The 12056-nt window shown below is 63.3% G+C and carries 10 protein-coding genes; 9 read left to right on the top strand and 1 reads right to left on the bottom strand.

All coding sequences use genetic code 11. The features are described from left to right. Window positions 1–31 precede the first annotated feature (31 nt). From ACWGS9_RS23655 to ACWGS9_RS23640, 4 genes are all read left to right on the top strand, one after another. On the top strand, window positions 32–784 hold the full coding sequence (locus ACWGS9_RS23655) for a sugar phosphate isomerase/epimerase family protein (protein WP_454507521.1): 753 nt from the start codon (window positions 32–34) through the stop codon (window positions 782–784). Window positions 785–790: 6 nt separating this feature from the next. Next, the gene (locus ACWGS9_RS23650; protein WP_454507520.1) at window positions 791–1933 is read left to right on the top strand and encodes a Gfo/Idh/MocA family protein; all 1143 of its coding nucleotides are present in this window, start codon (window positions 791–793) and stop codon (window positions 1931–1933) included. Window positions 1934–2043: 110 nt separating this feature from the next. Beyond that, a complete protein-coding gene (gene mgrA / locus ACWGS9_RS23645) occupies window positions 2044–3090 on the top strand; it encodes an L-glyceraldehyde 3-phosphate reductase (protein WP_454507519.1) in 1047 nt (348 codons plus the stop codon). Between the two features lie 150 nt (window positions 3091–3240). Then, window positions 3241–3645, top strand: coding sequence for a Fur family transcriptional regulator (locus tag ACWGS9_RS23640; protein ID WP_041003614.1), 405 nt, complete (start codon window positions 3241–3243; stop codon window positions 3643–3645). 219 nt (window positions 3646–3864) lie between these two features. On the opposite strand, the gene polA is transcribed toward ACWGS9_RS23640, so the two are convergent. Further along, window positions 3865–6825 carry a DNA polymerase I gene (gene polA, locus ACWGS9_RS23635; protein ID WP_454507518.1) on the bottom strand — a complete coding sequence of 987 codons (2961 nt, stop codon included), beginning with the start codon at window positions 6823–6825 and terminating at the stop codon, window positions 3865–3867. Window positions 6826–7247: 422 nt separating this feature from the next. Here polA and ACWGS9_RS23630 point away from each other — a divergent pair, with 422 nt between their 5' ends. The 5 genes from ACWGS9_RS23630 (at window position 7248) to ACWGS9_RS23610 (ending at window position 11936) form a co-directional block, all read left to right on the top strand. Further along, the gene (locus ACWGS9_RS23630) at window positions 7248–8633 is read left to right on the top strand and encodes a M20/M25/M40 family metallo-hydrolase (protein WP_454507517.1); all 1386 of its coding nucleotides are present in this window, start codon (window positions 7248–7250) and stop codon (window positions 8631–8633) included. Between the two features lie 195 nt (window positions 8634–8828). Beyond that, window positions 8829–9452: a ribonuclease D gene (locus ACWGS9_RS23625; protein WP_454507516.1), complete on the top strand. Its 624-nt coding sequence runs from the start codon at window positions 8829–8831 to the stop codon at window positions 9450–9452. Between the two features lie 67 nt (window positions 9453–9519). Continuing rightward, window positions 9520–9720 carry a hypothetical protein gene (locus ACWGS9_RS23620; RefSeq protein WP_454507515.1) on the top strand — a complete coding sequence of 67 codons (201 nt, stop codon included), beginning with the start codon at window positions 9520–9522 and terminating at the stop codon, window positions 9718–9720. Window positions 9721–9774: 54 nt separating this feature from the next. Further along, complete coding sequence (locus ACWGS9_RS23615) at window positions 9775–9921, top strand: hypothetical protein (protein ID WP_320215419.1); 147 nt, start codon at window positions 9775–9777, stop codon at window positions 9919–9921. Window positions 9922–9968: 47 nt separating this feature from the next. Then, window positions 9969–11936, top strand: coding sequence for an acyltransferase family protein (locus tag ACWGS9_RS23610; protein ID WP_454507514.1), 1968 nt, complete (start codon window positions 9969–9971; stop codon window positions 11934–11936). The last annotated feature ends 120 nt before the right edge of the window (window positions 11937–12056 follow it).

Genomic DNA, 12056 nt, shown 5'->3' with positions numbered 1-12056 from the left:
AAAAATCCCCCAAGCAGAACGGACAGGACAGATGAACTGGTCATTCCAACTCTACAGCGCCCGCAATTTCCAGCCATGGAACGGCGTGGTGAAAATGCTCAGCGAGCTCGGCTACAAACAGGTCGAAGGCTTTGGCGGCGTCTATGACGACCCGAAAGCATTTCGCGCCGAACTCGACAAGAACGGGCTTGCAATGCCGACCGGGCATTTTTCGATCGATGCGCTGGAAAATGATTTCGACGGCGTGCGCAGAACAGCCGACGCGCTCGGCATCACGCTCTTGATCTGCCCCTATCTGATGCCCGATCAGCGTCCCGGCGATGCCGCCGGCTGGCGCGGTTTCGGCGCACGGCTGGCCAAGGTTGGCGAGACCGCCAAGAAGGCCGGCTACGGCTTTGCCTGGCACAACCATGATTTCGAGTTCAAGGCGCTTGCCGACGGCTCGCTGCCGCAGGACCACATCCTGGCTTCAGCGCCGGATATCGGCTGGGAAATGGACGTCGCCTGGGTGGTGCGCGGCGGCGCCGATCCGCTGCCCTGGATCGAAAAGCACGGCAAGCGCATTGCGTCGGTTCACGTCAAGGACATAGCCAAGCCCGGCGAAGGGCTTGACGAGGACGGCTGGTCGGATGTCGGCCATGGCACGATCGAGTGGCCTGGTCTGTTCAAGGCGTTGCGGGCTAAAAGCGCGGCGCAGTATTTCATCATGGAGCAGGACAACCCCAACGACATCGAGCGCTTTGCCCGGCGCTCGATCGCGGCAGCCAAGAGCTGGCAGGAGTAATCGAAAATGGCAAACAAGCTAGGCGTCGGCGTCATCGGCTGCGGCAACATCTCGAAGGCGTATTTCTCGCTGGCGCCGCTGTTCCGCGGCATCAAGATGCGGGCCTGCGCGGATATCAACATGGATGCGGCGAAAGCGCGGGCAAGGGAGTTCAAGCTGCGCGCCGAGACCGTCAACGACCTGCTCGAGGACGACGAGATCGATATCGTCGTCAATCTGACGATCCCCGCGGTGCACTATGAAGTGTCGAAAGCGGTGCTCGACGCCGGCAAGCATGTCTATTCGGAAAAGCCGTTCGTGCTGTCGATCGAGGAAGGGCTTGATCTCAAGAAACGGGCCGAGAAGAAAGGGCTACGTATCGGTTCGGCACCGGACACGTTCCTCGGCGGCGCGCATCAGTTGGTGCGCGACCTGATCGACAGCGGCAAGCTCGGTGCGATCACCAGCGGCACCTGCCATGTGATGGGCCACGGCATGGAGCACTGGCATCCCAACCCGGATTTCTTCTTCCAGCCGGGCGCCGGTCCGGTGCTGGATATCGGTCCCTACTACGTGACCAACCTGATCCAGCTGATCGGGCCAGTGAAACAGGTGGCGGCTTTCGCGACGACGCCAGCGAAAGAACGCACCATCAGCTCCAAACCGCGGGCGGGCGAAAAAATCCCGGTGAACACGCCGACCACCATCCATGCGCTGCTCGAATTCGCGAATGGCGCGGTGATTACGCTCAACACCAGCTGGGACGTCTGGAGCCATGGCCACGCGCCGATGGAGCTCTATGGCGAGTTGGGCACGGTCTTTGTGCCGGATCCGAATTTCTTCGGCGGCGAGGTGCGCTTCACCGACAGCGCCAAGCCGGTGAAGAAGCTGCCCAAGTGGAACCATCCGTTCGGTGTGCCGAACGAGATGCATGGCCAAGGCATGATGGCCAATTACCGCACCGCCGGCCTGGCCGACATGGCGGTCGCGATCGCCGAGGGGCGGCCGCACCGCTGCTCGATGGAACTGGCGCTGCACGCCGTCGATGTGATGACCGGCATCCTGCGTTCGGGCGAAAGCGGCAAATATGTCGCCATGCAGACGACCTGCGAGCGGCCGGCCGCACTCGGGATCAATGATGCGAAGGCGCTGCTGGCCAAGAAAAAGTAGGTGGCAAGCCCTCTCCCCGTTTTAGCGGGGAGAGGGTAAGGATGAGGGGCAGGCATCGATTCAATTTCTCTTGCGGCGATCGCTGCGCCGCCCCGATCCCGAGGACTCACATGCCCTATGTCGCCGCCGACAACCGCTACGAGAAAATGATCTATAACCGTTGCGGACGGTCCGGCCTGAAGCTGCCGGCAATTTCGCTCGGGCTGTGGCACAATTTCGGCAACGACACGCCGCACAAGACCAAGCAGGCGATCGTGCGCCGAGCATTCGATCTCGGCATCACCCATTTCGATCTCGCCAACAATTACGGCCCGCCGCCCGGCTCGGCCGAGACGGCATTCGGCGAGATCATGCGCACCGATTTCGCCGCCTATCGCGACGAGATGATCATCTCGACCAAGGCGGGCTACGAGATGTGGGCCGGTCCCTATGGCGAATGGGGCAGCCGCAAATATGTGCTGGCGAGCCTCGACCAGAGCCTGAAGCGCATGGGGCTCGACTATGTCGACATCTTCTATTCGCACCGCTTCGACCCCGAGACGCCGCTGGAAGAGACGATGGCCGCGCTCGACCATGCGGTGCGCTCGGGCAAGGCGCTCTATGCCGGCATTTCTTCCTACAATTCGCAGCGCACGCGCGAGGCGGCGGACATATTGAGGCGGCTCGGCACGCCCTGCCTTATCCACCAGCCGAGTTATTCGATGCTCAACCGCTGGGTCGAGGAAGACGGGCTGCTCGACACGCTGGAGGGACTGGGCATCGGCTCGATCGTGTTCTCGCCGCTGGCGCAAGGCATGCTCACGGACAAATATCTCGGCGGCATTCCGGAGGGCAGCCGCGCATCCCAAGGCAAGTCGCTGCGTCCGGCTTTCATCAACGACAAATCGATCGCCAACATCAAGGCGCTCAACGCCATCGCCGGCCGGCGTGGGCAGACGCTGGCGCAGATGGCGCTGGCCTGGGTGCTGCGCAAAGGCCGCGTGACCACGGCGCTGATCGGCGCCAGCCGGCCGGAACAGGTCGAGGATTGCGTCGGCGCGCTCAAGGCGCTCGACTTCAGCGATGCCGAGCTTGCCGAGATCGACAGCTACGCGCGCGAGTCCGATATCAACCTGTGGGCCGCGTCCGCCGAGCGCAAGGGGCCGCCGCGCAAATAGCGATTAGCCGGCGAACTATTGCCATCCACCGCGAGCCAAGAGCGACGCGCTCCGGAAACAGTGGCAAAATCACTCGTTCGTCGCTATCTCAGGGGAAATTGAAGTCCTTCGCACGCGCGGTCGCGTGCGAGCGTCGATCGGGCCAACAAGATGACTGCAAGAGATGCGCTGACCAAGAACCAGCTCTGCGTGCTCGAGAAGCTCGAGGCGTCCAGCGGGCCGCTCAGCGCCTATACGCTGCTCGACCAGCTGCGCGAGCGTGGTTTCCGCGCGCCGCTGCAGGTCTATCGCGCGCTCGACACGCTGGTGAAGTCCGGCTTCGTGCATAGGCTGGAAAGCCTCAACTCCTTCGTCGCCTGCGCCGAACCGCACGATCACAGCCATTCGATGACAGCCTTCGCCATCTGCGACAATTGCGGCCAGGTGACCGAGATGTCCGACCACGATGTCGACCACCGGCTGGACGAGTGGGTGCGTTCGACAGGATTTGCCGCGAAGAAAGCGGTGATCGAATTTCGCGGGGTTTGCGCGAAGTGCCGGGCTGAGGCAGCCTGATGAGTCAGCCGGCTTGTTGATGCTGGTGCGAGGCACCCCCCTCTGTCCTGCCGGACATCTCCCCCGCAAGGGGGGAGATTGGCAGTTCTGCCGCTCCGCCCATCTCTGCAACGCTAAGATTGGCGAAACCCGAGGTGACGCCTGATCTCCCCCCTTGCGGGGGAGATGGCCGGCAGGCCAGAGGGGGGTGTGAAGGATCGCAGCGCCTGCTAGTCCGACTCAGTGCGCCTCGTCCCAATTGTTCGCCGCCCGCGCGTCGACATGCAGCGGCACCGACATTGAGACCGCCGGCATCGGGGCGTTTTCCATCACGCTCCGCACCACCGGGATCGTCGCCTCGACCTCCGCTTCCACCGTTTCGAAGATCAGCTCGTCATGCACCTGCAGCAGCATGCGGGCGGATAGCTTTGCCTTGTCCAGCGCTTCTTCCATATGCACCATGGCGCGGCGGATGATGTCGGCCGCGGTGCCCTGGAGCCTGGCGTTGATCGAGGCGCGCTCGTTGAAGGCGCGGACCGATGGGTTGGAGGCCCTTATTTCCGGATAGTGGATGCGGCGGCCGAAAATGGTTTCGACGAAGCCGTGCTCGCGCGCATAGGCCTTGGTTTCCTCGATATAGTCGCGGATGCCCGGGAACCGCTCGAAATAGCGCTTGATGTAGGCGCCTGCCTCGTCGCGCGGGATCGACAGCTGGTTGGCGAGGCCGAAGGCCGAGATGCCGTAGATGATGCCGAAATTGATCGCCTTGGCGCGGCGGCGCACTTCCGAAGGCATGCCCTCCACCGGAACGTTGAACATCTCGGAGGCAGTGATCGCGTGGATGTCGGCGCCGTCTGCGAAGGCCTGCTTGAGCTGCGGGATCTCGGCGACATGAGCCAGCACGCGCAGCTCGATCTGGCTGTAATCGGCCGAGACCAGCTTGTAGCCCTTTTCGGCGATGAAGGCGGTCCTGATCTTGCGGCCTTCGGCCGTTCGCACCGGGATGTTTTGCAAGTTGGGATCGGAGGACGACAGCCGCCCGGTCGTCGTCGCGGCGAGCGCATATGAGGTATGAACGCGGTTGGTGCCGGGGTTGATGAAGCCAGGCAGCGCATCGGTGTAGGTCGATTTCAGCTTGGTGAGCTGGCGCCAGTCGACGATCTTGCGCGGCAGTTCGTGGCCTTCGGCTGCAAGGTCTTCCAGAAGCTGCGCCGAAGTCGACCATTGGCCGGTCTTGGTCTTCGAACCGCCCGGCAGGCCCATCTTGCCGAACAGGATGTCGCCGAGCTGTTTCGGCGAGCCGATATTGATGCGCTCGCCAACGATCCCGTAGATCTCTTCCTCGACGCGGGCGGCGCCCTGCGCCAACTCGCCCGACAGCCGCGACAGGATCTGGCGGTCGACCGAGATGCCGCGCTGCTCCATCCGGGCAAGCACGGGCACCAGCGGCCTTTCCAGCCGCTCGTAGACGGAAACCAGGCCCTTGGCGGCGAGCCTTGGCTTCAGCACCTGCCAGAGCTGCAGCGCAATGTCAGCCTGTTCGGCAGCGTATCGCGTCGCGCGCTCGATATCGACCTGGTCGAAGCCGATGGCGTTCTTGCCCGAACCTGCGAGTTCCTTTTTCGCGGCCGGCGCGTGGCCGAGCCACTTCTCCGACAGCGAGGCGAGGTCGTGACCGCCTGAGGTGCCTGCGTCCAGCACGTAGGAAATCAACATCGTGTCGTCGCACGGGGCGACATCGATGCCGTGCCGGCTCATCACGACGATGTCGTATTTCATGTCCTGCACGATTTTCAGGACCGACCGGTCCTCGAGCAGCGGCTTGAGCAGCGCCAGCGCCTCGCGGACCGGGATCTGGTTCTCCAGCAGGCCGCCGCCGAGCAGGTCGCCATTGCCGCTCGTGTGGGCAAACGGCACATAGACGGCGCGGCCGGGCGTGATCGCCATAGAGAGGCCGATGAGATCGGCCTGCATCGGGTCGGACGAAGTGGTCTCGGCGTCGAGGGCGAGAACGCCGGCTTCGCGGGCTTGGGCAATCCAGGCCTTGAGCGCCGCCGCATCGCGAATGGCGCTATAGGCCGAAGGGTCGATCTTGCGTGCCGCCGCCTGTTCCAGCCGCAGCGCAGAGAGCAGGGAAGGGGTGTCGCCCTGCGGCGGAGCGTCTTCGCCTCTTGCCGGTGGCTTCGCCGCGTCGTTTTGCGTGGGCGCGGCCGGCCTCTGCGGCGGTGGCGCGCCGGCGCCGACATCGGGACCATGAGCGGTATCGGCCCGTTCGACGGTAACGGCGGAAGCCTGGACATCGCCGATCTCGGTCGCGGTCGCCTCGGCGACGCGTCGGGTCAGCGTGGTGAATTCCATCGTCTTCAGGAAGCCGATCAGCTTCGGCCCATCCGGCTCATGCAGGACCAGGTCGTCCAACCCCTCCTTCAGCGGCACGTCGTTTTTCAGCGTCACCAACTCGCGCGAAATACGCGCCTTGTCGGCATTGGCGATGATGGTCTCGCGCCGCTTGTCCTGCTTGATCTCGCCGGCGCGCGCCAACAGCCCGTCAAGGTCGCCGAATTGTTCCAGGAGCTGAGCGGCGGTTTTCGGGCCGATGCCGGGCACGCCTGGAACGTTGTCGACCGAGTCGCCGGTCAGCGCCTGCAGGTCGATCATCTTTTCGGGCGGCACGCCCCATTTCTCGATCACCTCGGGAATGCCGATCTGGCGGTCCTTCATCGGGTCGTACATGCCGACCGTCGGGCCGACCAGCTGCATCAGGTCCTTGTCCGACGAGATGACGGTGGTGTCGGCGCCGGCTTCACGAGCGAGCCGGGAATAGGTGGCGATAATGTCGTCGGCCTCAAAGCCTTCCATCTCGATGCAGGGCAGGTTGAACGCCACGGTCGCCTGGCGGATCAGCCCGAATTGCGGGATCAGGTCTTCCGGCGGCGCCGAACGGTTCGCCTTGTATTCGGGATAGAGCTCGCTGCGGAAGGTTTTAGACGAATAGTCGAAGATGACGGCGAAATGCGTCGGCACCACACCTACATTGGTGTTGCGGGCGTCCTGCATCAGCTTCCAAACCATGTTGCAGAAGCCGAGCACGGCATTGGTCGGCAGGCCGTCGGATTTGCGGTTCAGCGGCGGCAGAGCATGATAGGCGCGGAAAATGTAGCCGGAGCCGTCGACGAGGAAGAGATGATCGCCTTTTTTCATGCCGGCAGGGATAGCGCGGCCGGGCTTCGCGGTCCATGCCAAAGGCTTAACAAACCACGCTGTTCCGGCAACACCCTGACAGAAGCTGATCGCCGGCTTTTGGGCGATCACGGGTACGTTACAAAAGTGTAATTTTCGTGCCCTTGAATCGCCACGTTCACAGACCCAAATACACGTCATCGGCAGTTTTCGCCGAAGTCCGGAGTAAGGCCCGTCCCCCGCCTATCCGGGCAACCTGCGGCAGCCTATCCCCCCTCTCCGGGCTGCCGCATCGTTTCGAGTAGAGACCGCCGTGGTATCCCCTCCACCACGGCGGTCTTTTTTTGCCTTTCGGCAAGGCTCCCCGGCTTGGTCCAACGATCGCGGCTTTTCGTTTCCGGTCCGGACCTTTAGGGTCGGCCCGAAAATCGAAAGGCCCCCAAATGTCCAGAATTTCCCCCGTACTCGACCGTCTCGACCACAATCTCGACCAGAGCCTGGAGCGGCTGTTCGGCCTGCTTGGCATCAAGTCGGTCTCCACCGATCCGGCCTTTGCCGCCGACTGCCGCAAGGGGGCCGAATGGCTGGTCGCCGAGCTCAAGCTGATCGGCTTCGACGCCGGCGTGCGCGACACGCCCGGACATCCGATGGTGGTGGCGCATCACGAGGGACCGGCGGGCGCGCCGCATGTGCTGTTCTACGGCCATTACGACGTCCAGCCGGTCGATCCGATCGAATTGTGGGAAACCGATCCGTTCGCGCCGTCGATCAAGGAGATCGAGCCCGGCCGCAAGGTAATCACCGGCCGCGGCTCGGCGGACGACAAGGGACAGCTGATGACCTTCGTCGAGGCATGCCGCGCATGGAAGCAGGTGCATGGTAACCTGCCATGCCGCGTCACCATCCTGTTCGAAGGCGAGGAGGAATCCGGCTCGCCCTCGCTCAAGCCATTCCTGGAAGCGAACGCCGCCGAGCTGAAGGCGGATTTCGCTTTGGTCTGCGACACCAGCATGTGGAACCGCCAGACGCCGTCGATCTGCGTGTCGCTGCGCGGTATGGTCGGCGAGGAGGTCACCGTCAAGGCCGCCAACCGCGACCTGCATTCGGGCCTCTATGGCGGCCCGGCCGCCAATCCGATCCGCATCCTGGCCAAGGTCCTGGCCGATATCCACGACAAGGACGGTCACGTCACCATTCCGGGCTTCTATGACGGCGTCGAGGAGACGCCTTCGCAGGTGCTGAAATCCTGGGAAGGGCTCGGCGAGACGGCTGAAACCTTCCTCGGACCGGTCGGCCTCTCCATTCCGGCCGGCGAAAAGGGGCGCTCGGTGCTCGAGCTCACCTGGGCGCGGCCGACGGCGGAATTCAACGGCATCATCGGCGGCTATACCGGCAAGGGTTTCAAGACGGTGATCGCGGCGGAAGCGTCGGCGAAAGTGTCGTTCCGGCTCGTCCACAAGCAGGATCCGAAGAAGATCCGCGCCGCCTTCCAGGCCTTCGTGCGCGAACGCATTCCCGGCGACTGCTCGGTCGAATTCCACCCGCATGGCGGTTCGCCGGCGATTCAGCTTTCCTACGACTCGCCCTTCCTGACCAAGGCAAAGGACGCACTGTCCGACGAATGGGAGAAGCAGGCGGTCACTACCGGCGGCGGCGGCTCTATCCCCGTGGTCGGCGATTTCCAGACCTATCTCGGCATGGAATCGCTGCTGGTCGGCTTCGGCCTCGACGACGACCGCATCCATTCGCCAAACGAGAAATACGAGCTGACCTCCTTCCACAAGGGGCAGCGGTCCTGGGCGCGCATTCTCGATGCGCTGACCCGCTAAAGCGCGTCGCGCTGAAACGGATTCAGGCGACGCGCTTTAAGTCCTTGTTTTTATGCATGTCGTTGTCCCAGAACCGCGTACACTTCTGGGCGACATGCATTAGGCGAGGTTTCACGCAAGGCGTGACATTCAACTTTCTGTTGATTTTTCCATGGATCGCGGCGAGGACGGGTAAGCCGCGATCCGGAGAAGAGAATGACCGCCGACATCCGTTTCCATAAAAACGATTTGCCTGACCTTTCCCGCTACAATGTCGGGGCGGTGGCCATCGACACGGAAACGCTGGGGCTCAACCCGCATCGCGACCGGCTCTGTGTGGTGCAGATCTCGCCCGGCGACGGCAGCGCCGACGTCATCCAGATCACGCCGGGCCAGAAGGAGGCGCCGAATCTCGTCAGCCTCTTGAGAAACAACAGTGTCACCAAGCTGTTTCACTACGGCCGGTTCGACATCGCCGTGCTCTACCACGCTTTCGGCGTGATGGCGGAGCCGGTGTTCTGCACCAAGATCGCCTCGCGGCTGACCCGCACCTACACCGACCGCCACGGGCTGAAGGACCTCTGCAACGAACTGCTCGGTATCGGCCTGTCAAAAGCGCAGCAATCCTCGGACTGGGCGGCCGAAACGCTCTCGCCCGAACAGCTCGAATATGCCGCCTCCGACGTGCTTTATCTGCACCGCCTGCGCGAGGTGCTTGCGGCGCGCCTGGCGCGCGAAAACCGCACCAAGGAGGCGGACGCCTGCTTCCGTTTCCTGCCGACGCGCGCCAAGCTGGACCTGATGGGCTGGGCAGAGGAAGATATCTTCGCGCATAGCTGACGGAACCCGGAGCCGCGCGGGACGTTTCCGCCAGCCCGATGAGGCGTAGGATTGGGGAGGGAGTGAGATGGCAGAACACAAACCGATCACGAGCGCGCCCAAGGACGGCTCCAAAGTCACGATCATGTGGAAGGACGGCGACGGTGTCGTCAACGAATCCGTCGGGCAATATCGCGACGGCGGCTGGTGGGTCTACACCGACAGCGATACGCAGAAGAAGGTCGATCCGACGAGCTGGCGTCCGGCATCCGATGACGACGACCAGTAGGCGCCGGCGGCCTGCAAGCTCCAAAGCGGGTCTCGACCGGAACGAGGGGACGCAATGAGGCAGAACACGCTCTATCTCATCATCGGGGCGCTGGTCGTAGTGGTCATCGCGCTCGGCATCTACGTCTATCGCGAGCAGACCAAGCCGAAAGGCGTCGAGCTCAAGATCGACGACAAGGGTATTTCGATCCAGCAGAATTGACACGGCGGCCAGCCGGAGCAGGCGGCACTGTGGGGGCTAGACTGGCTTTGCGAGACGAAACTGCGCCGGGGGGATTTCGGCCGGAGATACAGGGGCTGCGCGGACTCGCCGTTGCCTTTGTGGTGATCTTCCACATCTGGCCGTCGGCGCTTCCCGGCGGCTATGTCGGCGTCGACATCTTCTTCGTCATATCCGGCTTTCTCATCACCGGCCTGCTGGCTCGCATGGCGCTCAGCGACAGCGGCATCTCGCTTGTCGGCTTTTACACGCGCCGGGTCAGGCGGCTGCTGCCGGCGGCGATGGTCGTACTCCTCGTCACGCTCGCGGGAACGCTGCTGTTTGTGTCGGACGCCTGGTGGGAAGAAACCGCCAAACAGGTGATGGCAAGCGCGCTCTACGTGCAGAACTGGCGGCTTGCCGAGCAGGCCGTGGATTATCTCGGCGCCGAGGATGCGCCGAGCCCGGTGCAGCACTTCTGGTCGCTGTCGATCGAGGAGCAGTTCTACATCGTCTGGCCGGTGCTGATGATCGCGGCGCTCTGGTGGGCCAGGCGCCGCGGGCACTCACCGGTGCAATTGCTCACCGTCGTGCTCGGCGTAGTCCTGGCGGGCTCGCTCGCGGCTTCCGTCGCTCTCACCCGATCCGATCCGGCATGGGCTTATTTCGTCACCCACACGCGGATCTGGGAACTGGCCCTCGGCGGCCTCCTGGCGCTGACCCTCGACCGGTTCCAGCCGAACGGGCGCGTGCGGACAGCGATGGCTGTCGCCGGCATGCTGGCGGCGCTTGCGTCGGCTACGCTGTTTTCAAGATCGACCGACTTTCCAGGCTTCAAGGCGCTGCTGCCGACGCTCGGCGCGTGCTTGGTCATCGCGGCCGGCGGCATACGCATGGGTCGCTTCCGCGGCCTGGATACCGCCGCGCTGCGCTATATCGGCGATCGATCCTATTCGATCTATCTGTGGCATTGGCCGCTGATCATATTCTATGTGGCGCAGCGCGGCACGATCGGCCCTGTCGATGGCGTTGCGCTGATCATTGCTACCCTTGTCGTCTCCGGTCTCTCCTATCGCTTCGTCGAACAGCCCTATCGCCATTCGCGCTCATCCCTGCAATGGCGGCCGCTGATCGACGGCACGGTAGCCGTGGGGTTGTGCGTGGCGGTGGCCGGCGGACTCGTCTACGCGATCGACCGGCAGCCCATCGACACCAGCCTGATTGGAACGCCGAATTATCCGGGGCCGGCCGCCTTGCTGGCGAACGCCGCCGTCCCCGAGGGTGTCAAGCCACTGCCGCCCCTCAGTAAGATCGGCGCCGACGTGCCCGTCATCTATCGGATGAAATGTCATCAGGAGCAGAAAGGCATCGACGCGACCGGTTGCCGGCTCGGCGATCCGGCGGGGACGAGCACCATTGTCGTGATGGGCGATTCCCACGCGGCGCAATGGGTATCGGCAGTCGACAAAATCGCCAAAGACCGAAAGTGGAAGCTCGTCAGCTTCACCAAGGCGGCATGCCCGGTGACCCGGGTTGCCATCCTTGACGACGGCAAGCCGTATGAGCAATGCACGCTGTGGCGCGAGAGGGTTCTGGCCGAAATTGCGAAATTGAAGCCCGATATCGTGGTCACCAGCCAGAGCAACTACACCAGCATTGCGCAGGATGCGATGATCGAGGGGCTGCGCAGCGTCTGGAGCGAGCTCGCCGGCGAGGGCGTGCGCGTCGTCGCCATCCGCAACACGCCCTCCAGCCTGTTCGATCCGCGCAATTGCCTGGGAACCGACCCGGGCAATTGCGTCAATCCGCGCAGCAAGGTCGAACGGGAAGACATCTACGCGCTCGCCGCCCAGTCCATGACGGGGGTGACCGTGGTCGATATGAACGATGGACTATGCGGCAAGGACAGCTGCCCGGCGGTGGTCGGCAACATCGTCGTCCTGCGCGACAATCATCACCTCACGGCAACCTACGCACTGGCGCTGGCACCCTATCTGGCAAAAGCGGCGGGTTTCTGAGCACTATCCACTAAAGCGCGTCGCGCTGAACCGGATTCAGGCGGCAAGTCGGAATTGGAGTCCAAACGAGAATCGAAAAGCGAACAAAACAGAATCAAAGCCACGAGTCGGCCGGACCAA

Source organism: Mesorhizobium sp. Arg314, from assembly GCF_053714275.1.
This window is presented reverse-complemented; position numbering and strand designations above follow the sequence as displayed.

What these genes read in the sequence shown, in the direction of transcription:
- ACWGS9_RS23640 (WP_041003614.1), top strand. Translation starts at nt 3,241, where the DNA reads ATGACTGCAAGAGATGCGCTGACCAAGAACCAGCTCTGCGTGCTCGAG.
- mgrA (WP_454507519.1), top strand. Translation starts at nt 2,044, where the DNA reads ATGCCCTATGTCGCCGCCGACAACCGCTACGAGAAAATGATCTATAAC.
- polA (WP_454507518.1), bottom strand. Translation starts at nt 6,825, where the DNA reads ATGAAAAAAGGCGATCATCTCTTCCTCGTCGACGGCTCCGGCTACATT.
- ACWGS9_RS23655 (WP_454507521.1), top strand. Translation starts at nt 32, where the DNA reads ATGAACTGGTCATTCCAACTCTACAGCGCCCGCAATTTCCAGCCATGG.
- ACWGS9_RS23615 (WP_320215419.1), top strand. Translation starts at nt 9,775, where the DNA reads ATGAGGCAGAACACGCTCTATCTCATCATCGGGGCGCTGGTCGTAGTG.
- ACWGS9_RS23620 (WP_454507515.1), top strand. Translation starts at nt 9,520, where the DNA reads ATGGCAGAACACAAACCGATCACGAGCGCGCCCAAGGACGGCTCCAAA.
- ACWGS9_RS23630 (WP_454507517.1), top strand. Translation starts at nt 7,248, where the DNA reads ATGTCCAGAATTTCCCCCGTACTCGACCGTCTCGACCACAATCTCGAC.
- ACWGS9_RS23625 (WP_454507516.1), top strand. Translation starts at nt 8,829, where the DNA reads ATGACCGCCGACATCCGTTTCCATAAAAACGATTTGCCTGACCTTTCC.
- ACWGS9_RS23650 (WP_454507520.1), top strand. Translation starts at nt 791, where the DNA reads ATGGCAAACAAGCTAGGCGTCGGCGTCATCGGCTGCGGCAACATCTCG.